General features: G+C 57.7%; 22 protein-coding genes. 14 read left to right on the plus strand and 8 right to left on the minus strand.

All coding sequences use genetic code 11. From position 1 onward, the window contains the following. Positions 1 to 3 precede the first annotated feature (3 nt). The 3 genes from ACK4FF_RS11055 to ACK4FF_RS11065 all read right to left on the minus strand — a co-directional run bounded on the left by ACK4FF_RS11055 (position 4) and on the right by ACK4FF_RS11065 (position 3,020). Entirely contained in the window at positions 4 to 1,176 is a 1,173-nt protein-coding gene (locus ACK4FF_RS11055) for an efflux RND transporter periplasmic adaptor subunit (RefSeq protein ID WP_409708907.1), read from the minus strand. Between the two features lie 23 nt (positions 1,177 to 1,199). Further along, positions 1,200 to 2,492 (minus strand): TolC family protein, encoded by a 1,293-nt coding sequence (locus tag ACK4FF_RS11060; RefSeq protein WP_409708909.1) that lies wholly within the window; start codon positions 2,490 to 2,492, stop codon positions 1,200 to 1,202. A 117-nt stretch (positions 2,493 to 2,609) separates the two neighbouring features. Continuing rightward, positions 2,610 to 3,020: a hypothetical protein gene (locus ACK4FF_RS11065; RefSeq protein ID WP_409708912.1), complete on the minus strand. Its 411-nt coding sequence runs from the start codon at positions 3,018 to 3,020 to the stop codon at positions 2,610 to 2,612. 287 nt (positions 3,021 to 3,307) lie between these two features. On the opposite strand from ACK4FF_RS11065, the gene ACK4FF_RS11070 reads away from it, so the two are divergent. Further along, positions 3,308 to 3,775, plus strand: coding sequence for a hypothetical protein (locus ACK4FF_RS11070; protein ID WP_409708915.1), 468 nt, complete (start codon positions 3,308 to 3,310; stop codon positions 3,773 to 3,775). Here the strand turns inward: ACK4FF_RS11070 and ACK4FF_RS11075 are convergent, their stop codons facing one another. The 3 genes from ACK4FF_RS11075 to ACK4FF_RS11085 form a co-directional block, all read right to left on the minus strand. Continuing rightward, the gene (locus tag ACK4FF_RS11075) at positions 3,776 to 4,858 is read right to left on the minus strand and encodes a cytochrome D1 domain-containing protein (protein ID WP_409708918.1); all 1,083 of its coding nucleotides are present in this window, start codon (positions 4,856 to 4,858) and stop codon (positions 3,776 to 3,778) included. Between the two features lie 10 nt (positions 4,859 to 4,868). Then, positions 4,869 to 5,864, minus strand: a complete 996-nt coding sequence (locus tag ACK4FF_RS11080) for a hypothetical protein (RefSeq protein ID WP_409708922.1) — start codon at positions 5,862 to 5,864, stop codon at positions 4,869 to 4,871. A 76-nt stretch (positions 5,865 to 5,940) separates the two neighbouring features. Further along, on the minus strand, positions 5,941 to 8,472 hold the full coding sequence (locus ACK4FF_RS11085; RefSeq protein ID WP_409708925.1) for a TonB-dependent receptor: 2,532 nt from the start codon (positions 8,470 to 8,472) through the stop codon (positions 5,941 to 5,943). A 220-nt stretch (positions 8,473 to 8,692) separates the two neighbouring features. Here ACK4FF_RS11085 and ACK4FF_RS11090 point away from each other — a divergent pair, with 220 nt between their 5' ends. Together ACK4FF_RS11090 and ACK4FF_RS11095 are read left to right on the plus strand one after the other, a co-directional pair. After that, the gene (locus ACK4FF_RS11090) at positions 8,693 to 9,835 is read left to right on the plus strand and encodes a sensor histidine kinase (RefSeq protein WP_409708928.1); all 1,143 of its coding nucleotides are present in this window, start codon (positions 8,693 to 8,695) and stop codon (positions 9,833 to 9,835) included. A 2-nt stretch (positions 9,836 to 9,837) separates the two neighbouring features. Next, complete coding sequence (locus ACK4FF_RS11095) at positions 9,838 to 10,542, plus strand: response regulator (RefSeq protein WP_409708931.1); 705 nt, start codon at positions 9,838 to 9,840, stop codon at positions 10,540 to 10,542. 49 nt (positions 10,543 to 10,591) lie between these two features. Here the strand turns inward: ACK4FF_RS11095 and ACK4FF_RS11100 are convergent, their stop codons facing one another. Beyond that, the gene (locus ACK4FF_RS11100; RefSeq protein ID WP_409708934.1) at positions 10,592 to 11,455 is read right to left on the minus strand and encodes an amino acid ABC transporter substrate-binding protein; all 864 of its coding nucleotides are present in this window, start codon (positions 11,453 to 11,455) and stop codon (positions 10,592 to 10,594) included. A 104-nt stretch (positions 11,456 to 11,559) separates the two neighbouring features. Beyond that, the gene (pedF, locus tag ACK4FF_RS11105) at positions 11,560 to 12,012 is read right to left on the minus strand and encodes a cytochrome c-550 PedF (RefSeq protein ID WP_409708937.1); all 453 of its coding nucleotides are present in this window, start codon (positions 12,010 to 12,012) and stop codon (positions 11,560 to 11,562) included. Positions 12,013 to 12,322: 310 nt separating this feature from the next. Here pedF and ACK4FF_RS11110 point away from each other — a divergent pair, with 310 nt between their 5' ends. The 11 genes from ACK4FF_RS11110 to ACK4FF_RS11160 all read left to right on the plus strand — a co-directional run bounded on the left by ACK4FF_RS11110 (position 12,323) and on the right by ACK4FF_RS11160 (position 24,280). Continuing rightward, positions 12,323 to 14,884, plus strand: a complete 2,562-nt coding sequence (locus tag ACK4FF_RS11110; RefSeq protein ID WP_409708940.1) for a sigma 54-interacting transcriptional regulator — start codon at positions 12,323 to 12,325, stop codon at positions 14,882 to 14,884. 345 nt (positions 14,885 to 15,229) lie between these two features. Next, the gene (locus tag ACK4FF_RS11115; protein WP_409708943.1) at positions 15,230 to 16,441 is read left to right on the plus strand and encodes a porin; all 1,212 of its coding nucleotides are present in this window, start codon (positions 15,230 to 15,232) and stop codon (positions 16,439 to 16,441) included. 233 nt (positions 16,442 to 16,674) lie between these two features. Further along, positions 16,675 to 16,749 (plus strand): pyrroloquinoline quinone precursor peptide PqqA, encoded by a 75-nt coding sequence (pqqA, locus tag ACK4FF_RS11120; protein WP_083797182.1) that lies wholly within the window; start codon positions 16,675 to 16,677, stop codon positions 16,747 to 16,749. 74 nt (positions 16,750 to 16,823) lie between these two features. Beyond that, complete coding sequence (gene pqqB, locus ACK4FF_RS11125) at positions 16,824 to 17,756, plus strand: pyrroloquinoline quinone biosynthesis protein PqqB (protein ID WP_409708946.1); 933 nt, start codon at positions 16,824 to 16,826, stop codon at positions 17,754 to 17,756. Next, positions 17,753 to 18,469: a pyrroloquinoline-quinone synthase PqqC gene (pqqC, locus tag ACK4FF_RS11130; protein ID WP_409708949.1), complete on the plus strand. Its 717-nt coding sequence runs from the start codon at positions 17,753 to 17,755 to the stop codon at positions 18,467 to 18,469. The genes pqqB and pqqC overlap by 4 nt, the downstream gene beginning before the upstream one ends. After that, positions 18,466 to 18,744, plus strand: coding sequence for a pyrroloquinoline quinone biosynthesis peptide chaperone PqqD (gene pqqD, locus ACK4FF_RS11135; protein ID WP_409708952.1), 279 nt, complete (start codon positions 18,466 to 18,468; stop codon positions 18,742 to 18,744). Before pqqC ends, pqqD begins: the two co-directional genes overlap by 4 nt. 15 nt (positions 18,745 to 18,759) lie before the next feature. Beyond that, positions 18,760 to 19,947, plus strand: coding sequence for a pyrroloquinoline quinone biosynthesis protein PqqE (pqqE, locus tag ACK4FF_RS11140; RefSeq protein ID WP_409708955.1), 1,188 nt, complete (start codon positions 18,760 to 18,762; stop codon positions 19,945 to 19,947). A gap of 13 nt (positions 19,948 to 19,960) precedes the next feature. After that, positions 19,961 to 20,740, plus strand: coding sequence for an ABC transporter ATP-binding protein (locus ACK4FF_RS11145; RefSeq protein WP_409708958.1), 780 nt, complete (start codon positions 19,961 to 19,963; stop codon positions 20,738 to 20,740). Then, positions 20,737 to 21,555: an ABC transporter permease gene (locus tag ACK4FF_RS11150; RefSeq protein ID WP_409708961.1), complete on the plus strand. Its 819-nt coding sequence runs from the start codon at positions 20,737 to 20,739 to the stop codon at positions 21,553 to 21,555. Before ACK4FF_RS11145 ends, ACK4FF_RS11150 begins: the two co-directional genes overlap by 4 nt. Before the next feature lie 136 nt (positions 21,556 to 21,691). Beyond that, entirely contained in the window at positions 21,692 to 22,981 is a 1,290-nt protein-coding gene (locus ACK4FF_RS11155) for an OmpP1/FadL family transporter (protein WP_409708964.1), read from the plus strand. 45 nt (positions 22,982 to 23,026) lie between these two features. After that, positions 23,027 to 24,280, plus strand: coding sequence for a YbfB/YjiJ family MFS transporter (locus ACK4FF_RS11160; protein ID WP_409708967.1), 1,254 nt, complete (start codon positions 23,027 to 23,029; stop codon positions 24,278 to 24,280). Positions 24,281 to 24,516: the final 236 nt, after the last annotated feature.

Genomic DNA, 24,516 nt, shown 5'->3' on the forward strand with positions numbered 1-24,516 from the left:
CGATTACTCCAGTTCAGCGCGCTTGCGCTCGTTGTTCAGGTGAAACGCACCATCCACCACCACAGGGGTACCTGCGCTCAAGCCCTTGATGACCGGGCGTACGCCTTTGGTGGCTGTGCCCAGTTGCACTTCGGTCAGCTTGAATACCCCATCGCCGACCAACACGTACACATGGTCTTTGTCGTTTTCACGAACCACCGCCGACTCGGGTACCACCACTTGCTGGGTGCCTTGGCCGAGGATGCGCAGCAGCGCCAGCATCTGGGGTTTTAGCGCACGGTCTGCATTGTCTACTTGGGTACGAACCATCAGGGTCCGTGTGTCGGCAGACACGGTGTCGCTCACGTACACCACTTTGCCGCTGAATTGGCGTGAGCCCAAAGCGGGCACGGAAATCTCGATTTTCTGGCCTTCTTGAACGGCTGAGGCGTCCTGCTCAGGCAAGGCACCCACCACCCACACATTGGACAGGTCAGCCACGGTGAACAAAGGGTCGCCCGGCTGGGCCACTTGCCCTTGGCTCACCTTGCGTTCAATCACCACCCCACTGCGGTTGGCCACAATGCCGGCATGGCTGCTCAACTGGCCTTTCTCGGCCAGGCGTTCAATGCTGCCGCGTGGAATACCCAGCAAGGCAAGTTGGTCAGCAGCGGCTTGCAATTCCGCTTTTGCAATCGACAACTCGGCTTCGCGGCGTTGCACTTCAGCAGCGCCAATCACGTCCGCTTTAATCAGCATTTGCGCACGTTCCACCGCACGCTCGGCCTGGCTGGTGGCTGAACGGGCCCGCAGGTAGGTGAGTTGGGCGCTCGTCAATTCCGGGCTGGTGACGCGGGCCAACACCTGGCCTGCCTGCACGCGGGAACCGACATCGGCTTGAATGTCGGTGACACGGCCAGTGACCGACGCACCGATGCGGGTCACCAATTGTTCGTTGGCCTCAATGCGGCCAGGCAAATCGCGCTGGGTTTCCAGCAACTGTTCTTTCAGGCGTTCCACCTGAAATTGTTTGGCCATCTCGGGGTTGACCTTCACCAAGGAAGGGTCCTCAGCAGCCTCGGCTTGCGCTGTGGTTGATTTGTCGGATTCTGTTTTGTCGCCACAGCCTGTGCCCAGAAGGCTCAGAACCAGGGCCATGGACAGGGCCAATGCGGTGGGTCGGAATGAATGACTCATGGTGTTCTCTCTAGATTCTGAATTCAGGGTTTGGCGTATTGGCCGGTCAGCAGGCTGATTTCCACAGCCGCGGCTTGAACTTGGTATCGGGCTTGCAGCAAATCAGCGCGAACGCTACGCAGCACGCGCTGGGCATCCAACACATCCAGAATGCCGCGCTCACCGAAACGGTAAGCGGCTTGCGCAACATTCAAGGCAGCCAGCGCATCGCGAATGGCACCGCCTTCAAGCGCTTCAACCCGCAGCTTGGCCATTTGCAGGGCCATGGTGGCGGCCTGCAATTGCAGCTTTAGTTCGGCATCGCGGCCTTCAAGGCGGGTGCGGGCGCGCATCAATTCAGCGCGGGCTTCGTCGCGGGGGCCACGGCGTTGGTCCAGCAGGGGCAGTTGGACGCTGGCACCCATTACACTCTGGCGGTTGTCAGGGTCCTTCAAATCGTTGTAACGCAGTTCCACGCCGGGCAAGCGGCTGGCACTGGCCTCGTCCACGCGGGCTTGCAGGCGCATCACATCCGCCCGCAAAGCGGCCAGCTCAGAGTTGTTGCGCAGCTCCAAGACTTGAGGGTCAAGCACCGACGAGGTGACGGGCAGCCCGTCCAAGGACACATTCAAGGACCATTGAGCAGGAAGGCGACCAGCTGCGAGTTGATTGAGCCGTATACGCGCCTGCTCTTTGGCCAGCATGGCGCTTTGCTGGCGTTGGCGTGCCGTGATGAACTCGGCCTCGGCCTTGATGGACTCATAACGCGGGGCTTCGCCACTGTCCACACGCACTTTGACGCGGTCACGAATCTGTTCCAGAGCCGACAACTCTTCGCTGGCCACGCGCACCTCTTCAATGCGCAGCAGGTATTCAAAAGCACGAAGACGAATCTGGGCAATCACCTCACCCCGGTTCAAACCCACCAGCGCGTCGCTGATGTTCAATCCCTGTTGGGCTGCATCAATACGGGCACTGCGAACCCAAGGGTTGTCGATGAACTGGGCAACGCCCCAGCCTTGGATGTTGCCGGTGTTGCCCGTGAACACTGGCCGCTGACGACCGTCCGAGTATTCGATGCGCGGGTTGTTGAACGCGCTGGCCGTGTTGATGGCGGCCTGAGCCTGAAGGCGGGATTGCTGCGCCATCATCAACTGCGGGTTGCTGGACAGGATTATCTGCTCCAACTCCGCCAGGCTGAAGACCACCCCCGAGCCAGCCGCAGCCTGTACCGGGCCGCCTTGGGCTTGGGCAAGCTCAATGGACTCTTCAGCCCAAATGGGTTGAGACACCGCCAGGGCCAGGGCCACGGCAGACACAGACAAACCTTGTCGCATGATTCGACTCATAAATTGACTTTTTTTGAATTTCAAACGCAGGGGTACACCTGACTGCACCATACGCAAGGTCAGCAGGTGGACAAAAGGAAACCGGCCAGGGCCAGCAAAGTGAACTTAGGCCGTGGGTGGGCGGGCGCGGGGAATTGCGGTGTCCCCCTCGCCACGCAGGCCCAAGACGGGCGGGGTTTGCCCCAACGGCAACATTCGGGCGGGCTCAATGGAAGGAAGGGCCTCGTGATCCGGGGTGTCGTCAAACACACCTTTCAAATCAACCATGGCCCCAAACGATGAGCCACTGCAGGTTTGCTGCTTGACGGCTGGGGCATTGGCATTCTCCCCCTCTGAATACGACAACACCAAGACAGGGTCAGCCCAGTCGTCCACCGGGCTGAGGGTGGCTGGCGCTGCAGCGCTGGATTGCTCACACGCCGACAGTTCGACTTGGCCCCACGCAATGAAACCGAAGCACACGGCCAACAGGCAGTGCACCAGGCGATTCATCAGGTTAGAGGGTTGCATCGACATGTCTAGTCACAACTCGGTCATTTTTATTACAGGCTGTATAGCAAAACACAGGCCAGCCGTTTAGGCCTTGTCGAGGACAATTATGCACCACTTTGGTGCGACTCGTCACTCGATTAACGCCAATGAGTGACATGGACCCTTGTCCTGCACACAAGTTCCACAAAACCGTGTTGTTTTGTTCAGTTCAACTTCCAAAATCCGAACAAAACGTCAGTTCACACTTGTTCACTGTACTTGCCTCCCCCATGAGACAGATAATGATGAATGTCTCACTTAGGGAGGACGACATGTTTTCAATTCGACAAATTCGCGCAGCCGCTGTGGCTTTTGCAGTATTCACAAGCATGTCGGCGCACGCCACCAACCCCGTGGATTTCGCCTTGGGCGTGGCCAGAGATTCCGTCAATTTTGGCTTGGGCGTGGCCCGCGACAGCGTAGAACTCGGCTCGGACATCGCTTATCGCGCCGTGTCCATGTTGACAACACGCGACCGGGATGACCTGCGCGACTATTGCAACAACGACATGCGGCCCTACGAAAGCCGCTACCGCCGCCGCCTGCCCCGCGATTGGGAAGAGCAAGTGTATGTGTCTGGCGAAGTGCCACCCTTCGTGTTCAACGCCGGCATTCGTGTACCCCGCAGCGCACCTGGCTTGCGTCGCCAACCCAAGAATGCAGCCGCCTTCCGCATCGAAGACAGCGTGATTCTGATCGACACACGTTCCCGCGTGGTTGTGGACGTGATCGCCCTCTAATCACGGGGTTTCCAAACTACCGACCGACGGCGTGGACATGACGACCCCCCAAGGCGTTGTGTTCTCGCTGATGCGTTGCAAGGTCTGTCCGGTGATGGGGTTCAACACCAGCAGGTCCTTGCTGCGCCCGCAGGCCGCGACGATGCGTTCGTCGTCCGGCGTGAAACTGAAGTGCCAACAACGCTCACCCACCGGAATTTCCCTTTTCAAGGCCAAGCTGTTGGCATCAAACACTTGAATGGCTTTGCCTTTGCTCAAGGCCACGTAGATCTCGCGGCCATCCCGGCTGTACGTCACGCCGTAGGGCACCTCCCCTGTAGCCACCTCTTTCACCACCTTGAACTGTTTGTCCAGAATCAGCACCTTGTTGCCATATTCCAGGGTGACCGCGTAGTGACGCCCGTCGGGCGAGCGTTTCACACCCCGGGGGCGCAAACCATACCCACTGGTGTCAATCCGTTTGATCAAACGGCCAGTTTTAATGCTGTGGACGGACACATTTTCATCGGCTTCATTGGTAACCACGATGAACCGACCGTCTGCAGAAAACTCAATGCCTTCAGTTTCAAAACCTGCTGTGATTTCCTTCAACTTCTTGCCAGTCTTGAGGTCGACAATCGCGACTTTGGCAGGCAGCTCTTTGTCATCATCCTCACGCTCGGCCTTCAAGGCTTTGGCCTCTTTGCTGCCCGGCTTGGGGGGTGGTCCACCTTTGGCTGAAGGCTCGTAAGCCACAAACGCTTTATCGCCCAGTACCCGAACAAACTCCGGGTTGACGCCCACGGGCACACGGCGCACCACCTGTCGGGTGAGAGTGTCCACAATCGCCAAGTCATTGGTTTCCTTCACCGCAACCACAAGCAAGCGGCCATCCCGGCTGATGCCCAAACCACGAGCCCCCACACCTACGTCAATGTCAGCCACCTTGTTCAAGTCGCTGGCCCGGTAAACCCCCAAAGGGCCATCCTGATGGGACACGTACACCAAGGGCTCGGTGTGCGTGGCCATCGCATTCACGCTGGTGAATGCCAAGCCGGTCAAACCCATCATCAAGGTCAACGCGGTGCTCAATTGACGGTTCATGTTCTCGTCCTCAGTCCGATTCAAATGCCAAAGGTTCAAGTTGCCGAAGTATGCGTTGCACATTCAGGCTGTGTATTTCCTGTGTTCGGTCGCGATGCTCATTCGCTGTTGTGGTGCCGTTGCCTGGCTGGCCGGCGTGCTGCCCAATCAACTCCACCTCGGTGGCACCACTTTTCAAGCCCTGCAGCAGGCTGCCCCTCAGTTCTTCAAAATACGCCAAATTGCGGCCCACCCACTGTCTGTTCAACTCACCGGTTGACGACAACAAACGGGTGTTTGCGGTGAACCTGGCCTGCAAGTTCTTCAGAAACTGAATGCGCCGCTCCACCGCGCCGTCGTACAAGTCAGGGGCATCGCTGGCTTCAACCAGAGAACCCACCCACACCAAATCCTGCGAGGGGTGATCCAACACCACGGCCTCTTCAGTTTGCACATTCGCCACAACCGTGTAACGCCACTGCGCAAAGCGGGCGTTCAACAGGCTCAAGTCGCCTTGAAGCTGCGGAAGCAGGGTTTTGGGAATCACAGGCTGAGTACCACTGATGGACGCTTCACCCATTCGTTTGGCCAGGTTGTCAATGCAACGCGGGCAACGCAGTGCCATCAATTCCGCAGTCAGCGCACCCGCCACCACCGAGTGCTCAATCCCACCGGGCCAGCATTCGGGGCAAGCTTCCGACAGGCCGATGTTGCCCAGCACGTGGTCCGGCTTGGGTTGGGAATTCAACACCCACCAAGGGCCCACGCCAAAGCGCGCTCTAATCTGTTGACCCAACAGGCGTCCAACCGAGGCCGTTACCCCCGAATCCAGAACCAACAGCCCGTCGGCCCCACCGACCACATACACCGACAGTGCAAACGACTGACCGCTGACAGGCAAACCTTGGTTGGCACAACGCCATTCCAGCACATCGGGCGTTATCTCATGCCAACACGCTTGCGCGGCCTGTGCCCCCAACGGCACAGCCCACATCCACCAGCAACCCATCAATAGCCATCGAATCATTCAAACCACACGGGGTGGAACAGTTGTTCCCCATCGTAGCGAAAACCATTCCACCCATAGTGCTTGGCTTACTTGATCAGTCAAGCTTGAACCTTGCACCCACCCAGAAAGTGCGTTGGGCACCGGGCGCGTAGAAGGTGGAGTTGATCACCGAATTGTTGTCAGCCGGCCCGAACGGACGGGCCACAAACGTACCATCAGGGCGAATGCCTGTGGCACCAAGCTGGGCAGCGTTTGCGTACTCGCGGTCGAACAGGTTGTTGATCTGCGCAAACAGCGTGGTTTTTCGATTCAGGCGGTATTCGGTGTTCAAGTCAAACACCGCATAGCCCGGTGCCTTGCCGTCACCCACGAAAAATACACCATCGGGTTGATGGGCGTTGTTTTCGTTGCCACGGGCATACGAACTGGCGGCGGCAAACATGCTGGCTCCCACCTTGAAACCCTCAACCACTTCCCACTGCGTACGAGCCTTGAACAACTTGCCGGGAATCAGGGGAATCTTGTTGCCTTTGTTGATCTGAATGTTGCCATTGGCGTCTTGAGTGCTGTTGGCTGCCCCGTTCACAGTCTCTTGGGACTGGAAAGTGGCATCCAGGAAAGTCATATTCATGCCCCAGTTGAATCGGGTTTGCTCGCCACTCAGGCCCAGCTCGACACCTTGGCGACGCGTCTGTCCAAAGTTTTTGAAGTAGCCAAAGCCAGCCGCGTTATCGGCGACAAACAACAGGTCATCTGTGTTGTCAGCGCGGAAAATGCCCGCATTCCAGCGCAGCCCTTTGCTCAGCTTGCCGTTCAAACCCAGTTCTTTGGTTTTGGTCACCACCTGCTTCAGTGCAGGGTCACCGGCCAATGCATTGGGCAGTTTGCAGGGGTTGGCAGGGTCGGCACAACCCAGCTCAATGGCGCTGGGGGTTCGGCTGCCTTCGTTGTAGCTGGCATAACCCGACCAATTGCTGGCGGGTGTGTAGCTCACGCCCACGGCAGGGTTGAACCGGCTGAAATTGTGGTCGCCGGTCAGCGAACCAGGGCCAGAACCCAGCAACAAGTCACGGTTCTTGACCTCAGTGTGGTTCAAGCGGCCAGCGGCTGTCAGGTGCCACTGGGGGCTCAGGCTCATGGTGTCTGTGCCGTAGATGCTCCAGGTGCGGGTGTGGCCTTCCAGGTTCACCCGGTTGTCCAAAGGCAGGCCAGTGTCATCAAGGTAAGTGCCATCGGCAAAGGCATTCACCCCAACCACACCCCGGTCGGGTGTCAGGTAGGCGGCCTGCTGGGTCTGAGAGTAACGCACACTGCTGAAGTCATAGGCTACACCTGCGGTCAGGTTGTGCTTGATCCCTGCTGCGTCAAAGACTGCCGACAATTGCCCGCTCACCCCACTGTTGTCCTGGTTTGTGGTGCTGCGGTTGATCAAGGCGTTGCACTTCTCAAACGGCTCATCCATCAAACCCACATTGGCGATACAGGCCCAAAATGGAAATGGGGTGTTGTTCCGGTCTTCTGCCGTGGCGGGAAACTGGCCGGTAAAGCCATTGTTGGCCAGAAACTGCCGGTTGGCGTTGCTCGCAGTCAATGCGGTGTTTCCGGTGCCTGTCAGGTAGGTATTCTGGTTCAGAGAATCGTCGTTGATGTCGCCGTTGAACGTCGTGGTCTTGATTTTTCGGTAATAGGCATTGCCACTCAACGTGAACACATCGTTCAAAGAACGGCTACCCGACAGGTTGATGAATATCGACCGATTGTCGGTTTCATCCGGTTTGGTGTAAACACTGCTGTAATTGTTTTGCAGCAGCCGGTATTCCTGCAAACCGTTGCCGGTTAGTGCGTTATCTGCCACAGCCACGGTGGCAGCAAGGTCAGTTTTTGAATCGCCCCAACCCACCTTGGTGAACAGTTGCCGAACGTCAGTGGGCGAATCGACACGCCAACCGTTGTCACGGTGTGAATTGCCCGTGATGAACCAGTGCCAGCCCTGCTGATTGTTGCCACCATGCTCAAACTCCACAGTCCGGCGGCTGTTGCTGCCCATGGTGGCCTGCACGCTGCTGCCCGCATGGGTACGGCCGTCTTTGGTGGTGATGCTGATTGCCCCACCCAAGGTGTTCAGGCCATACACGGGGTTGGAACCGGGGATCAAGTCCAGCGAAGAGAACGCGCTGCGGGGCAGCAAGTCCCAACTCACCACATCACCAAAAGGCTGGTTCAAACGTACACCGTCTACATACACGGACAGGCCCTGTGCGGTGCCCAACAAGGGCGAAGCCGTGAAGCCCCGATAATTCACATCAGGTTGATACGGGTTGTTCTGAATGTCATTGATGAACACGCTACCCAGGTTCTTGTTCAGGGTGTTCGTCAAAGTGTCACCCTGACTGTTGTTCAAGGCCTCTTTGTTCAGGCTTTGAACGTGAAATGGCAGTTTCTCGGCTTCAATCCCGATGCCCGGCAGGGGCGTGGTGCTGACCACATCCACGGAGGGCAAGGCGGCGGCCAGTTGTTCATTGGCCAGGGACAGGGTGGTGTACGCGAGAAACAGAGCGCCCACGCTGGTGGCCAGCAGGGTTTTTCGCAAAATGGGTTGTTGCGCGTGTAAGAACATAGTCATCATCAATACAAATCAAGTTGACTGCAATCAACAATCAAGAAAATGCAGGGTGCTCGTGGTGCACTGGAGGAGAACAACCACAACACACCCTGCCGCAACGACAACTTGATTCTTCCCCGCCTGCGCCACCAACAACAGGGAAGTTTTCCCGAAGTCAACAACAAACCAGCCATGCTTTGAATTCCTGTTTACACTGAGCCCATGCAACGCCGCCAAGCACCCTATGACCCAGCGAATTAAACTGCATACCCTGCTGATTAAGAAACTCTCCATGGCCCTCGGGCTGTGGGCACTGTTGTGTGCATTGCTGGTGTTCAGCCTGGGGCAACGTGATGTGAATACGGAGTTTCAAGCTGCGCAGGCTTTGGTGGACCGCATTTACGACGACATTGAACGGCACACGGGCACACGGCCCGACCCCGAAAATACACTTCGCAAAGAACTCACCGAGGAAAAAACAATTCAGGAGCAGCGTGAAACGCGGCGGGAACTCATCCTGATTGTTGCCATGCTGGTCTTGATGGGTGCAGGCAGCAGCGTTGTGGTGTGGTTGACCCTGCGTAGCGCGGTAGACCAGCCCCTGCGGCGCCTAGTGGATTGGCTCAACAGCATCAACCCCACAACCGGCCTGCCGACAGACAACGGTGCACCCCTTGATTTTCACCTGTCGGAGTTGCAGGGCATTCACACCAGTGTCCACCAACTGCTGGCCAGCCTGCACATTGAGCAGCAACGCAACCGCGATTTGCTGGCCAGGGTTGTTGAGGTCCAAGAACGCGAGCGCGCCAGCATTGCCCAGGAGTTGCATGATCAACTAGGGCAGATGCTCACCTCCATCTCGGTCAACTCGGCTTTTGTGGCCCGCAACACTCAACATCACACGTCTGAAGCCGCCCTGGCCATTCAGGACGAAGTGCAGCGCGTGATGACCTGGCTGCGCAGCTCCCTGCGGGAACTCAAACCCCATTTGCTGCTGGACATCGCTCTGCGTGACGCCATCCTCGATTTGGTGGACAACTGGTCGCGCCGAAAAGGCTGGTTTGTCGATTTTGTGTGGGACGACTCTGGAGAAGCGTTTGGCCTGTCTGAAAAAACAGCCATTTACCGGGTGGTTCAGGAAGCCTTGACGAATGTGGCCAAACACGCCGAGTCAAAAAAGGTGTTGATCTTCGGGGGGTATGATGCCGCTCGTCAGGAGTGGGTGTTGATCATCGACAATGACGAGGTGGCCGATGGCCCCATCTATGCGTCCTTGGGCCTGTCGGGTATCGCTGAGCGCGTGCAATATCTGGGTGGGCAGTTAAAAACCTCGATTTCGGACGGCCAGTTCCACTTGACCGCCCGTTTACCCTTGACCAAGGCCTGACCATGCCCCTGGACACCACTGTTCTGCTTGTGGACGACCATGCCGCTGTCCGAACCGGCTACCGCCGATTCATCGAAATGGAACATGACCTTCGGGTCGTTCACGAGGCCTCAAATGCCGAACAGGCGGTGGCCTGGCTAAACACCAACCGGGTTGATTTGGCCATCATGGACATCAGCATGCCAGGGCAAAGCGGCTTGGAGCTGATTCGGCGCGTGCGCCTCAAATGGCCGGAACTTCCAATCGTGATTTTGACCATGCACGACAGCCCGGTGGTGGCCAGCAAAGCCCTGGAACAGGGCGCGATGGGCTACGTCACCAAAAGCAGCCCGCCGGAAGAGTTGATCAATGCCCTGCGCCGGGTGCTGTCGGGTGTACGGCATGTGTCCAGTGATCTGGCGGCTGAAGTGACTCATCGCCCAAAGGCAACAGGCAGTGCGCCGCCACTGACTGATGACGTTCCGCAGGGCGGTGTGGCACCAGGTGGGCTAAGCCCCCGGGAAGTGGACATTGTGAGAATGCTTGCCGAAGGGCGAACCATCGAGCAGACGGCCGAGTCACTGGGCATCAGCTCGAAAACCGTCAGCAACAACCTGTCTCAGATTCGCCAAAAGCTGGGGGTTCAAACGGATTTCGAGCTCGCCTTTTGGGCATGGAGCCAAGGCGTGGCCCGCAAACCGCCAAGCCTTCCAGGGCAACACGCCTAAGCCCGCTACACTTTGACACACCTGTGTCAAAGTGCAACAAATCGATAATTCAAGGCTTCATGTAAGTCACGCCATATCTGGCAAACACCTTCTCAATCTCACCCGAAGCCCGCAACTCATCCATGACCACTGTCAGCCTGCGCGCCAGCTCAATGTTGTCCTTGCGGGTGGCCATACCTGCGACCCAACCTTTGGGGGGCAACGAGGTGTGGGGAATTCGGGCAACGTAAAACTGGTCACGGTTGGGCACACCTTTTAACGCGGCCTCCAGTTCTGCACGTGTGGCCATCACCGCCACCAAATTGCCTTTCACCAGTTCGGCGACGGCTTCTTGGGGGGTCTTGAAATTGTTGAGGTTATTGACGTAAGCACCACTGTCGCCGCCAGCCAGCACCACGCTGGACAGGGACGCCACCTCTGCGCCAATCTTGCGCCCGGGGGTTGCAAAGGGCTCCAGGCTGGTCAAGTCGGGCAATTCCTTGATGTTGCGGGCGATGTAAATGTCATCGCGAACATAAGGATTGAAGAACAGCACCTGGGTCTCTTTCTTCATCACGTAGTCGTCGATGGGCGCATGCATCAAAATGTCAGCCGGCGGGCCTGCCAAGTAGTGGCCACGTACCACCATGGCCCTCAAGTCGTCAGTAAACTCTTCGCCTTCATTGAAGGCACGAATCTGAACCTTCAAACCCAATTTCGCGGCCAGCAAGGTGGCAATGTCGACATCAATGCCCTTGCCCTCATGGGAATAAGGGGCCAGGTAGTTGTACACCGCCACTTTCAATACACCGGCTTTTTCAATCCGTGCCCAATCAGTCAACTCCTCTTGGGCCAAGGCAGGGTTTACAACACTCAGGCCCATCACCCCAAAAGCCAAAACACCTTTCAACAACACTCGACGCACTGCACTCATCACTCAGGTCTCCTCGATCGCGTTTGCACTTCACGCTTGTTATAACAAAAAGGCCTGCTCAACCAACTGGGCTGACAGGCCTGATACCGCCAAGGCGTTATGCCTTATTCGTACTTTCGGGTTTCAATGTAAGACTTGATGGCCCAAATGGCTTCTTGGGACAAAATGCCTGCAAATGCGGGCATGTAAACGCGCCCATCACGCACCTTGCCACCCAACACGGAGTTCCGGTAATACGAATCCAGTTCAACCTGACACTGCTTTTTCTTGTTGGCATTTACTGTGGCGCATTCGTCGTTCAGCTTGCGCAAGTCAGGGGAAACGCCACCGCTGATGGCTTCCAAACCATGGCAACGCGCACAATTCTGGTTGTAGGCAGAACTGCCCACACGAATGGCCTCTTTGTCGCCCACGTAAGGGTTGCTGTCCAAAATGCCGTCGCCCAGCGGACGCAAGGTTGACACATCCACCACCTGGGGTGTCACGTCACCATGCGCAAGCACCGCGCCAACGCTGGCCAACAACGCCGTGGCCACCACCAATCGTTTAATCAACATCCTCAACTCCTGTTATGGTTTCAAATTCATCACCGCACAGACCCAGCAAGCCCTGTGCCAACCGTCAGGAGCGAAATTGTGTCAAGGCCAGCCTCAGGCCTCATGACACTTAATTTCAAAGACATGTCGATCCATTTTGTGCTAGTTTTACTGCTAGGGTGTTTCAAGTTGACACACCTTCTGACAGGCTGGCACATCGTTTGCTTCAGGTCAGTACAGACCCTTCAGCGCAGACTGAAGTCGAAGGCCCACAGAGGCTTGGTCGCATAAGAATTACAAATAAAAAAAATGAGCAACTGAGGAGACATGGATGTCAACCAACTCGGGTAAAACCACCGGAGTCATCTCTTCCAAAGCACAAGCGCTGGAACTGATCGATCCGGAAGCGGAAGGTCACATTGAATTCATCCGGCGAGCGCACCAGCGTTCCGTCGCTGCTGGCTTGGATGCCAGCACGAAAGTTGACCTCGATCCCCTGTGTTCCAGCAATCTGCGCGACCTGATCGACAAGAACCTGCAGCTGCGTTCTTGCGCCCTGCCGTTCATGGAAACGCTGTATGAGCAGGTGATCAACACTCACAGCATGGTGCTGTTGACCGATGCCAGCGGTACCATCATTGAGTCCTTGGGTGATGACGACTTCCTGATCAAAGCGCAAAAAGTGGCGCTTCAACCCGGTGTGACCTGGAGTGAGAACAGCAAAGGCACCAACGCCATCGGCACTGCGTTGATTGAAGAACTGCCTACCGTGGTTCATGGGTCCGACCATTACCTGGACGTGAACCGTTTCCTGACCTGCTCGGCTGCCCCTATTTTTGATCCACTGGGTGTACCCATCGGCGTGCTGGACGTAACCGGCGACTACCGCAGCTACCACCGCCACACCATGGGTTTGGTGCGTATGTCGGCGCAGATGATTGAGAACCATCTGTTCAACACCTCTTTTCAAGACGCGATCATCGTTCACTTCCACCAACGTGGCGAGTTCCTGGGGTCCGTCGTTGAAGGCGCGGCAGCATTCTCACCCGTGGGGAAATTTCTTGCGGCCAACAGGGCGGCCATGGTGCAGTTTGGCATGTCCAATAACGCGCTGAAATCACACACTTTCAGCTCCCTGTTTGGCATGCCCATTTCGGCCTTGGTCGACCATTACCGCACCACCAACCCGATGCCCCTGACCCTGTGCCTGCACAACGGCAATCAGGTCACTGCCAGGGCCAGTTTGGGGTCGGTCGGACGCGGGCGTATTTTCGACTCAGTGGGTTTGGTCAAACAGGGGCAGGAGCCCACTTCTTTGCTGGGCGGCGCACCCAGTCAGGCTCAGAAAACCAACCAAGCCCTGCAAAAGAATCGACACCTGTCCAGCCTGAAATATTTGAACACCGGCGACCCACAAGTGGCCAAAGTCATCGACAAAGTGGGCAAGGTCATCGACAAAGATATTCCCATACTGATTCTGGGCGAAACCGGGACAGGCAAGGAAATTCTGGCGCAGGCCATACACAATGACTCCCCCCGCAGCGAACATCCGTTTGTAGCGGTCAACTGCGCATCAATACCGGAAACCCTCATTGAATCAGAGCTGTTTGGGTATGAGGACGGCGCGTTCACCGGCGCTAAAAAGAAAGGCGCACAAGGCAAAATTCTGGCAGCCAACGGGGGCACCCTGTTTCTGGACGAGATTGGCGACATGCCCATCTCCCTTCAGGCGCGCTTGCTTCGCGTGCTGCAGGAACGTGTCGTTACCCCCTTGGGCAGTCAAAAAAGTATCCCCGTGAATCTGCAAGTGATTTGCGCCACCCACCGCAATTTGCGGGAATGTATTGCAGCGGGCTCCTTCAGGGAAGACTTGTACTATCGCCTTCACGGTTTGGTGGTCAAGCTGCCGGCGCTGCGCGAGCGTTCGGACATCGGCAAAATTGTGCAACGCATTCTCGAGAACGAGAGCCACAACCCGCACATACGAATTTCCAGCGATGTGCTGCAGGCCTTCGAGTCCCATTATTGGCCAGGCAACATCCGGCAACTCACCAATATTCTGCGAACAGCCAGCGTGATGGCCGATGAACGGGAGGTGATTGAATGGGAACACCTGCCCGATGATTTTCATGATGAATGGCAGGCACTGTCTGGGCAACGCGCCCATGGCGCCGCATTCGCCGAAACCGACGTGGTGCCCCCCACCCAGGACACACCACACATACCCGCTGAAGACTGCGTGCCCCCCAGCACACGTCCAGCCGTGAACTTCCAAGTCAAAGGCCGCCTGAGCGGCATGGATGTCCAAGCCCCCGCACTTCAAAGCGGACCACGCACACGGCAATCTGTTCGGGCTGATCAACACAACGGCCAGCAGGGCAACCGTCCACCACTGTTCCAAGTTCGCGTGCACGGACAGGCTGCAAACCCGGCGACCAAAGCCTTCAGTCAATCAACACTCACCAGCTCACGAGGTTCTGTGGCTTCGTCCCCGGCCCGCCAAAATCTGGATCAAACCTTCAGCCGTTTCAGGGAAAATCGGTTTGACGCGGCATTTCAGCCCGGGCAGGACGCGTCAGATACGCGGCGGGGCAACACTCAGCCGATGAACCAAACAGGCCATGCCTTGCCACAAAGTATGTCCCGGGGCATGCACAGCGAGCCTTCCACCTTGTCGGGCTATCGCAATATGCACGATGCCCGTGCCCATGGATACCTGGGGGCACGGCAACAACTTCCCCGCGAGTTGAGTGAACAGCCGATCAATCTGGACGATCTGGAAAGCCGCGCCATTCAGGAAGCACTGGAAACCTGTCGAGGCAACGTCAGCGCCGCAGCCCGCATGCTGGGAATTTCCCGCAACACGATCTACCGTCGCCTCAACGCCAAGTAACGCTCGGCCAAACGCATTGGCCACAACGACCGAACCGATCGTGATTGACTTCACGATCGGTTTTTTCATTTCATGAAGTGATTGCTGTTCAGTGCTGTCACAACGCTGAAACACTTGCACCGATCACCTGCACCAGCCCAATACATCGTTGTTGCAAAGCGGCCCGCCCAACGCTGCAGCCCAGACACACGGCGCATATCTTCTTCACGATATCCTTATTAATCAATGCCTTACGTGCTGGCATAGCTCTTGCCCTATCCCCTCCAAGTTTCCAGGAAGCACAAGGAAGCGATCTTAGAAGACCACAAGCAACACGTTAAAAACTAGAACTGGAGGGTTGATCTTATGATCAGCAAAAAACTGGTAGCGGCGTCCATCCTGGCCGCCATGGGTACATCATCCGCTTACGCTTTGGACCCCATCAAGGTCGGTCAATGGGACCTGACACTGTCCGGATCCGTGAACGGTTATTACACTCAAACAAAATGTGACCAAGCTGGCGTTGCAGCGTCCGGCACCTTGGGCGGTCTGCTGACCCCCTGCGGCGGCGTGGCTAATTCACAAAGCGCAGCCAACGTTCAAAACGGCTTGCTGCCTGGCTTCCTGGTGTTTACAGCTGCCACCAAACAAAACGGTTACGACCTGAAAGGCGTGATCTCCATCGACCCCGGTACAACCAACTCGGCCAACAATGGCTTGGCACAAACTGTCGGTGACAACCGCCGTGTGTATCTGACCGTCGGCACCGACTCCATGGGCACATTCAAGATTGGCCGTGACATCGGTATGTTTGGTCAGAATGCCATTCTGAACGACATGTCGCTGCTGGCCGTGGGTGGCGGTGCTGGCCTGAATGGTGCCATCAACACCACACTGGGCTCAATCGGCTCTGGCTACATCTACACCGAATTCCAGCCCCAAGTCAGCTACACATCGCCCAACATGGGTGGTCTTCAGTTGAGCGCCGGTATTTTCCAGCCACGCCGTCCTTTGGAAAACAACACTGGCGCCTTTGCCAACGAAACCAACTCCCCTGCCCTGCAAGCCATGGCCACCTACACAGTTGGCTCGGCCAAACTGTGGGGTGCTTTGATCAACCAGAAAGTGAAAGCCAACGCCGCGGGCGTTCGTGACTTGGACACCTCCGGCTACGAAGCGGGCGGTACCATTGGTTTCGGCGCACTGCAACTGACCGGTAACTACTTCAGCGGTTCTGGCCTGGGCACCGGCATTATCGGCGTGGGCGGCTTTGACAGCGCAGGCAACAAGCGTGACTCCGACGGCTACCTTGCACAAGCCACGTACAAGATCGGCGACACCAAGCTGGGCATCAACTACGGTGAGTCCCAACTGGACCGCACTTCCGCAGACACCGCTGCGACCAACCCAACTGACATGCTGAAAACCAACAAGCAAGCTGTTCTGGGTGTTTATCACAACCTGACCCCCAGCCTGACCATTGCGGCTGAATACATTGACCAGAAGCAGGACTACCAGTTCGGCGCACGTCAATCCAAATCCAACACATTCGCTGTTGGCGCAATTCTGTTCTTCTAATCACCCGCTACCCTCCGTAGGTGATTATCTGAAGGCGCAGACCCACAAGGTCTGCGCCTTTTTCATGTCCACTGTGTCACGTTGACACACCTGGCAACACACGACCGGCAAGGCACAGCTTTTGCATTAACCCCCATGAACCCGTCATTGAGGCACCTGACCTCAAACCCGGGAACAACTCAGAGCCTGTCTTTGAGGCAGGTTTTTCATCAAAAGCACTTGGAGGAATCATCATGCAATGGACCACACCGTCTTTCGTAGACATGCGTTTCGGCTTCGAAATCACCATGTACATCGCCAACCGTTGAACAACGGTTGACAGGGCCCCGGTACATTCATCAAGAACGTCCGGGGCTTTTTTCTGCGACCCAAAGCACATCACATGAAAATCAAAGTACTGGGTTCCGCAGCAGGCGGAGGTTTCCCCCAATGGAACTGCAACTGCACCAATTGCCAGTCTGTGCGCGCCGGCAAACCGGGCTACCGGGCACGGACACAATCATCGATTGCCATTTCCGATGGCAGTGAGAACTGGATTCTGGTGAACGCTTCACCGGACCTTTTGTCCCAAATCAAATCCACACCTGACCTGCAACCGAACCGCAATCCCCGGGACTCCGGCATCGCTGCTGTCATCCTCATGGACGCCCAGATCGATCACACCACGGGCCTGTTGATGATGCGCGAGAGCAAGACGCCGATGCGCCTGTACACCACGGCCGCAGTGTGGGAGGACCTGACGACCGGGCTGCCTTTGGTACCCACCCTCAGCTTCTATTGCGGTGTTCAGTGGACCCCGCTAACCACCGACCCCAGCGATGGCTTTGTCATCAGCCCGCTGGACAGTATCAGGATCAAATCCATCCCCTTGGTCAGCAAGGCACCGCCTTACTCCCCCAACCGCTACACGCAACGGGTGGGCGACAACATCGGCTTGATGATCGAAGACCTGCGCACGGGCAAAAAGGTGTTTTACGCGCCGGGCCTGGGTGAACTGACCGACAACATCATGCCCTTCATGCACGAGGCTGATGTACTGATGGTGGACGGCACCTTCTGGACTGAAGATGAAATGATCACCCAAGGGTTTTCGAAAAAGCAGGCGGCCGACATGGGCCACCTGCCGCAAACCGACAAACCCAATGTGCCGGGCAGCGGCATGATCAACCAGCTCAAGCAGTTCGGCAACAAACGCAAGGTGCTGATCCACATCAACAACACCAACCCCATTCTCAACGAGCTGGGGCCCGAGCGTGCAGCGCTGAATGCGGAGCAAATCGAAGTCAGCTACGACGGCATGGAGATCCTTGCATGAACAAGGCATGGACCCATGCGGAGTTTGAAGCCCAGCTTCGGGCCAAAGGCGACCGGTACCACATTCATCACCCCTTCAATGTGAAGATGCGTCAGGGCGAACTGAGCCCGGACCAACTGCGCGGCTGGGTCATGAACCGGTTTTACTATCAGGTCATGATTCCCCAGAAAGATGCGGCCATCATGGCCAATTGCGATTGCAGAGACACCCGTCGCCGCTGGATCCAGCGCATCATCGACCACGACGGCTGGGGCGACAACGCTGGTGGTATAGAAGCCTGGAGCCGACTGGGCCAGGCTGTGGGCGTTGACCGGGATTACCTGTGGAGCCTGAAGGGCGTGCTGCCGGGTGTGAAATTCGCGGTCGACGCGTATGTGAACTTTGCGCGTCGTGCCCCTTGGCAAGAAGCCGTGTGCTCATCGCTGACCGAAATGTTCGCCCCGGAAATCCACAAAGAGCGTTTGGCCAACTGGCCCCGCGACTACACCTGGGTGGCCCCTGAAGGCCTGCAGTATTTCCGCTCCCGCATCAGCTTGGCTGAGCGTGACGTTGAACATGGCCTTGAAGTCACGCTAAATCACTTCACCACCCGCACTGAGCAGGAACGCGCACTGGATATTCTGCAATTCAAACTGGATGTGCTGTGGAGCATGTCTGACGCCATAGCTGCTGCCTACCCCGATGCACCCAACCACGCCAGGAGTGCTGCATGAACACCGAACTCGCCATACCTCACAAGCCCGCGCTGAACCCCTTGTTCAGAATGCAATACGAGACAGCCCAAAAAAGCCATGTGCTGCTTTACCCGGAGGGCATGGTCAAACTCAACGACTCTGCCAGCCAGATTCTGCTGCTTTGTGACGGCTCACGCACAGTCGATGAAATTGTCAACGAACTGGAACGCAAATTCGGCCTGAGCAACCTGGGGCCAGACATCACCCACATGCTGGCGGAAAGCACACGCCGCAACTGGTTGATTGACGCCTGAAGGAAACCGCGCAGCATGTCTGAAGCCCTGAGCCCGATGGGGCCACCCCCGCCGCTGTGGCTGTTGGCTGAGCTGACTTACCGCTGCCCCTTGCACTGTGTGTTTTGCTACAACCCGGTGGACTACACCGCCCAAAGCAACGAACTTGGCACCGCCGAGTGGAAAAGCACCATCAAACAAGCCCGCGAACTTGGGGCTGTGCAATTGGGCTTTTCTGGTGGCGAACCCCTGCTGCGCGATGACCTGGAAGAACTCGTCGCCTATGGGCATGAACTGGGTTATTACACCAACCTCATCACCTCGGGCATCGGCTTAAAACCTGCACGCCTTCAAGCCTTGAAAGCAGCAGGACTGGATCACATTCAGGTCAGTTTTCAGGACGCCACACAAGCTGCGAATGATGCACTGTCCGACACCAAAACTTTCGCAAAGAAGCTGGAGATTGTTCAGGCTGTGAAAGCGGCAGGTTGGCCCATGGTGTTGAACGTGGTGCTGCACCGCCTGAACCTGGACCACATTGATGCCATCATCGAACTGGCCGAGAAACTGGGTGTGGAGTACCTGGAATTGGCCAACACCCAGTATTACGGCTGGGCGTATCAAAACAAGGCAGCCCTGATTCCCACCCATGAACAGCTTCGCCACGCCGAGGCCAGGGTTCAGGCTTGGCGCGAGAAACTGGGCAACACCATGAAACTGCTGTTTGTGGTGCCCGACTATTTCGAGTCCACCCCCAAGCCCTGCATGAGCGGCTGGGGCAATGTGTTTCTCTCCATTGCGCCGGACGGCACAGCCCTGCCCTGCCAAGCAGCGCGTATGCTGCCTGGCATAGCCTTCCCCAATGTGCGTACCCACAGCGTCAAAGACATCTGGACCCAATCCGACGGGTTCCAGCGCTACCGGGGCGATGCCTGGATGAAAGAGCCCTGCCGCACTTGCCCCGACAAAAGCAAGGACTATGGCGGCTGCCGTTGCCAAGCCTACCTCATCACAGGCGATGCCACTGAAGCCGACCCGGTGTGCCACAAGTCGCCCCACCACAACACCGTGATTGGCTTTGTGGACAAAGCTCAAGCCCTAAGCCCAAGCACCACGGCGTACAAAGTACAAAAACCGGAACACCAAGCCTTGGCTGCTCACGCTGAAGTGCCTGTGGTGTGGTACCGGAACGACTCCAACTCCCGCCACCTCAGCAAAGCGTAAGCCTGCCGCCCCCGTGTCAACCATTGCCCCTTCCCCACCGCTGCTGGCCTGCCAAGAATTGGCGTATGCGTGGGGGGAATGCACCGCGCTGAACAAGGTGTCACTCAACCTGAATGCGGGGCAGCTCACCGGCCTGTTGGGCCCCAATGGGGCAGGCAAAACCACCTTGATCAGCCTGTTGGCCGGGCTGCTTCAACCCGCCTCCGGCACCATTTGGCTTGGGGGTGAAGCCCTGAACCAACTGGGCCCCGTGGCTCGGACCCGCATGGGTTTTGTGTTTCAGTCCGTCTCGCTGGACCGGTTCATGACTGTGCAGGACAACCTCCACTTCGCCGGCGGCCTTCAAGGCATGGGCCGAGAAGCGTGCAGCCAGCGTATTGCGGCGCTGAACAGCGTGTTCCCTCTGGCCCCCTTGTTGAAACGCTCCGTGGCCTCGCTCTCGGGCGGTCAACGCAGGCTGGTGGACATAGCCAGGGCCCTCATGCACAACCCCGCCCTGCTGGTGCTGGATGAACCGACCACGGCGCTGGACGTACCGTCCAAACACACCGTGTGGCAAACCTTGAACCGCCTGAAATGCGACACCGGGCTGACCATTCTGGTGGCCACCCACCTGATGGACGAAGCCAGCACCTGCGATCAAGTGGTGTTCCTGCGCGAAGGCGCTGTGCAATGGAGTGGCACCCCGGAACAGGCCTTGGACCAACTGCCCGACCAGCGCATGACCACCACACGCCACGCCACACTGGCCGACTGGTTTGTCTGGGCCATGCAACAAGGCAAACCGTTATGATCGCCACCTTCTATCGCGCGGTGCTGCTGCGCGACCTGCGCAAACTGTTGCGGCAACGGGACCGGCTGGCCTCGGCCATGGTTCGCCCGCTTTTGTGGCTGTGGGTCATTGGCGGCGGCATGCAGGCCTTGGCTGGGGGTGACTACAGCACCCGTTTGCTGCCCGGCATCCTGGCCATGACCATTCTTTTCGGTGCCATGGTGGGGGGCCTGTCGATTGCGCTGGACAAAGATGCGGGCACCATGCGCCTGCTCGTCACTGCACCCGTGCATGCATTTCATGTCCTGTTGTCCAAAACCCTGGCAGCAACAATCGCTGGCATGGTCCACGCTGGGCTGTTGGGTGTCGTGCTGTTGGGCTTGGAAGGCCTAAATCTGGCCCTGCAACCACTTGGGTTGTCCCTAGACGCATGGTTGGCCTGGGTGGGCCACTTGAGCATTCCAGACGCTGCCACACTGCTGTCGGCCGCCGTGCTGTGTGCCTTCAGTTGCGCCAGCCTTGGGGTGTTGTGCGGGGTATTCACCCGCAGTCTGGATGGCTTTGCGGTGATGATGAACTTTGTCATCTTCCCGGTGTTCTTCTTCAGTGGTGCCTTGTACCCCACGCAGAGCATGCCCGGCTTGGCCAGGGTGATGGCCCAAGCTAACCCCTTCACCTACGGGGTGGACCTCATGCGCCATGCCTTCAACAGCCACGGAGAATACGGTGTGGCGTGGTCCATGGGCATTCTGTTGGCCAGCGGCCCACTGCTGCTGGCTTTGGCCTACTGGCGCTATCGCCAGGGGGGCGCTGCGGTCCCCCTGCAACACGGATGAAGCGCATCGCAGCACAAGTTACACACAACACCAAAACCAGAACAGAAGCGTAATTACCCCCCATTCTCTGGTCTCGTGATGTCGCGAGGCCTCTTTACAATCGGCCGCATTACACCACCATCCCAAAGAGGACACCATGCGCCGATTCCCAACCCGTACCCTACCCGCCGCTGTGGCCTTGCTGTGCGCCCAAAGCGCTGCGCAAGCCGCTGGCTTTGCCCTGCTTGAACAGAATGCAAGTGGGGCGGGTGTGGCCTTCGCTGGCAAAGCAGCCCTGGGAGAAGACGCCAGTGCCGCTTGGTACAACCCAGCCTCCACCAGCCGTCTCAAAGAACGTCAATTGGTGCTGGGGGCACACATTGTGGACTTGAATGCCGATTTCAACGCCACCAGCAGCACGCCCCCACCCGGTCGGCCTGCAGGCTCGGCCCAAAGCGGCTTTGGCGACATGGGCTACATCCCCAACTTCCATGCCGTACTCCCTTACAACAGCAGCGTGAATTTCGCCCTGTCGGTGACCGCCCCCTTCGGCCTGAAAACCGACTATGCACCCGACTGGGCAGGCCGCTTTCAAGGCGTTACCTCCGACATCAAATCACTGAACATCAACCCCTCAGTGTCGTGGCAAGTCAATGATGGCTGGTCCGTCGGGGCCGGTATATCCGCCCAGAAGCTGGATGCCAAGCTGACCTCAGTCGTCAACTTCACACCCTTTGGCGGCACAGAGGGACTCACTTCCATTGAAGGTGCGGGCTGGGGCTATGGCTTCAACCTGGGTGTGTTGGGCCAACTCACCCCTGACACCCGCGTTGGCGTGGCTTATCGCTCCTCTATCGAGCATGACCTGGAAGGCAACGTCACCTTCAACAACGTACCCGCCCCCGTGGCTGCCGTATTTTCCAACAGCGCGCTGACCTCCAAAATCCGCCTGCCTGCCAGTTTCGCCGTGTCCAGCGTGACCCGCCTTGATCCGAAATGGCAACTGCTCACCGACGCCACGTGGACCGAGTGGAGCACCATTCAGCAATTGGACTTCCAGCGTAACAATGCAGGCCCCGCTGCCGCCCCGCTGACCGTGCAGGACTATGCGTGGAAAAACAGCTGGCGCTTCGCGGTGGGTGGCATCTACAAGTACAGCGACCGTGTGAATCTCAAAGGCGGGCTTGCCTACGATCTGTCACCCGTGCCTGACGAGCGCCGCGCAGTCCGCCTTCCCGACGAGGACCGTTACACCCTGGCCGTGGGTTCCCAATACCTGATCGACCGGAAAACCACGGTGGACGTGGCACTTCAGTTCATTAAACCCAAGAATGCAAACGTGAACCGAACCGAAGGCAACGCAGCCGCCGGCCAGCAAAGCAGCATCACTGGCCAAGCCGATGGCCAAGCGGTGATTCTGTCCGCACAAGTGGCGTACAAGTTCTAAATCGCGCCCCAATGCGTGTCAGGCTCAGCATTTGAGCCTGCAGCCATGACGGCCCCTGCGTGGGGCCGTATCATGGAGTTTTACTCAGGATTGCGCATGGACTCACCCTCGGGCAAGGCCCTCGGCCTGCGAACGCCCACACTGCGCTGGCAGGTGCTGTGTGCAGGCATCTGCGCCCTGTTGCTGACCATCGGCATCTCCCGTTTCGCTTACACCCCGCTGTTGCCCATCATGCGCAACGAAGCTGGCCTGTCTTACCTCGCAGGCGGCTGGCTGGCCACCTTCAATTATGTGGGCTACATCGCCGGGGCCCTGCTGGCGGCCACCACGGCCAAGCTCAGTGCCAAATACCTCTATTACCGGGTTGGTTTGGTGCTGGGCGTACTCAGCACCTTGGGCATGGCCATGACGACTGACCCGGTGATTTGGTCCGCACTGCGTTTTCTGGGTGGACTGTCCAGCACAGCCGGGATGTTGCTGGCCTCCGGGCTGGTGTTGAACTGGCTGATGCGCCATCAACACAAACCGGAGTTGGGCCTGCACTTCGCCGGGGTTGGGCTGGGCATCATGCTGTCCGGGGCTGCCGTGGCCCTGATGGCCCCGTTCTTGGCCTGGGACGAACAATGGTGGGCGTTCGGCCTCTTGGCCGCCCTCATTTTTCTGCCCGCCTGGTTCTGGATGCCCGTACCACAAGCCCTGTCCACTCAGGCTCAAGCCATGAGCCTGAAACCCCCAAGCGACCGCACCATGAACCTGATGGTGGCCACCTACTTTTGCGCAGGCTTTGGCTATGTGCTCAGTGCCACCTTCATTGTGGCCATCCTTGAAAAACTGCCCCTGCTGACCGGGCGTGGCAGTTGGGTGTGGGTCATTGTCGGCCTGGCAGCCGCGCCGTCCAGCTTTGCCTGGGATCGCATTGCGCGCAACACCGGCGTCGTTGGCGCATTGATCATCGCGTACCTGCTGCAAATTGTGTCCATTGTCTTGCCAGTGCTGACCGAACACGCCGGTTTGAACATTCTCAGCGCAGTGCTGTTTGGCGGCACCTTTGTCGGCATTGTCAGCCTGACGCTCACGCAGGTTGGGCGCTTCTTCCCGGCCAACCCCGCCAAAGCCATGGCGAAGTTAACCCTCAGCTACGGTGTGGCGCAAATTGCAGCGCCTGCCATGGCCGGTTACATTGCAGCGGCATCGGGCAGCTATTCAGGTTCATTGGAAGTGGCCACGGTGGTGATGCTGCTGGGCACAGGCCTGCTCATCCCCCTGTACCTCGACGAGCGCGCCCACAGGGCCACCTAAAAAAAAGCCCGGCACAAGGCCGGGCACAAAAGACGCATTCGTTCAGGAGACTTACATCCCGCCACAATTTCATCAGCACCCAATCATTGCTGACAAAATTCCCAAGGAGCAGAAAATGCAATCACGTTTGCGTCAATCAAGTTCCCTGCGGAGCAGGCAAGAAACTCGGGGGTGAAACATTCAACACCGTTTGCTGCAACGGCCCAGGCAACCCCAAGCCGCTGCAACAGTTACAC

Source organism: Limnobacter sp., from assembly GCF_046297615.1.
In the GTDB taxonomy this organism is placed as follows: Bacteria; Pseudomonadota; Gammaproteobacteria; order Burkholderiales; family Burkholderiaceae_B; genus Limnobacter.

Excerpts from the sequence above, each read along its gene's own strand:
- ACK4FF_RS11080 (WP_409708922.1), bottom strand. The coding sequence starts at position 5,864 with ATGATTCGATGGCTATTGATGGGTTGCTGGTGGATGTGGGCTGTGCCG.
- ACK4FF_RS11150 (WP_409708961.1), top strand. The coding sequence starts at position 20,737 with ATGATCGCCACCTTCTATCGCGCGGTGCTGCTGCGCGACCTGCGCAAA.
- ACK4FF_RS11095 (WP_409708931.1), top strand. The coding sequence starts at position 9,838 with ATGCCCCTGGACACCACTGTTCTGCTTGTGGACGACCATGCCGCTGTC.
- pqqD (WP_409708952.1), top strand. The coding sequence starts at position 18,466 with ATGAACACCGAACTCGCCATACCTCACAAGCCCGCGCTGAACCCCTTG.
- ACK4FF_RS11055 (WP_409708907.1), bottom strand. The coding sequence starts at position 1,176 with ATGAGTCATTCATTCCGACCCACCGCATTGGCCCTGTCCATGGCCCTG.
- pqqB (WP_409708946.1), top strand. The coding sequence starts at position 16,824 with ATGAAAATCAAAGTACTGGGTTCCGCAGCAGGCGGAGGTTTCCCCCAA.
- ACK4FF_RS11075 (WP_409708918.1), bottom strand. The coding sequence starts at position 4,858 with ATGAACCGTCAATTGAGCACCGCGTTGACCTTGATGATGGGTTTGACC.
- pqqE (WP_409708955.1), top strand. The coding sequence starts at position 18,760 with ATGTCTGAAGCCCTGAGCCCGATGGGGCCACCCCCGCCGCTGTGGCTG.
- ACK4FF_RS11090 (WP_409708928.1), top strand. The coding sequence starts at position 8,693 with ATGACCCAGCGAATTAAACTGCATACCCTGCTGATTAAGAAACTCTCC.
- ACK4FF_RS11155 (WP_409708964.1), top strand. The coding sequence starts at position 21,692 with ATGCGCCGATTCCCAACCCGTACCCTACCCGCCGCTGTGGCCTTGCTG.
- ACK4FF_RS11060 (WP_409708909.1), bottom strand. The coding sequence starts at position 2,492 with ATGCGACAAGGTTTGTCTGTGTCTGCCGTGGCCCTGGCCCTGGCGGTG.
- pedF (WP_409708937.1), bottom strand. The coding sequence starts at position 12,012 with ATGTTGATTAAACGATTGGTGGTGGCCACGGCGTTGTTGGCCAGCGTT.
- ACK4FF_RS11115 (WP_409708943.1), top strand. The coding sequence starts at position 15,230 with ATGATCAGCAAAAAACTGGTAGCGGCGTCCATCCTGGCCGCCATGGGT.
- ACK4FF_RS11100 (WP_409708934.1), bottom strand. The coding sequence starts at position 11,455 with ATGAGTGCAGTGCGTCGAGTGTTGTTGAAAGGTGTTTTGGCTTTTGGG.
- ACK4FF_RS11160 (WP_409708967.1), top strand. The coding sequence starts at position 23,027 with ATGACGGCCCCTGCGTGGGGCCGTATCATGGAGTTTTACTCAGGATTG.
- pqqC (WP_409708949.1), top strand. The coding sequence starts at position 17,753 with ATGAACAAGGCATGGACCCATGCGGAGTTTGAAGCCCAGCTTCGGGCC.
- ACK4FF_RS11070 (WP_409708915.1), top strand. The coding sequence starts at position 3,308 with ATGTTTTCAATTCGACAAATTCGCGCAGCCGCTGTGGCTTTTGCAGTA.
- ACK4FF_RS11065 (WP_409708912.1), bottom strand. The coding sequence starts at position 3,020 with ATGTCGATGCAACCCTCTAACCTGATGAATCGCCTGGTGCACTGCCTG.
- ACK4FF_RS11110 (WP_409708940.1), top strand. The coding sequence starts at position 12,323 with ATGTCAACCAACTCGGGTAAAACCACCGGAGTCATCTCTTCCAAAGCA.
- ACK4FF_RS11085 (WP_409708925.1), bottom strand. The coding sequence starts at position 8,472 with ATGATGACTATGTTCTTACACGCGCAACAACCCATTTTGCGAAAAACC.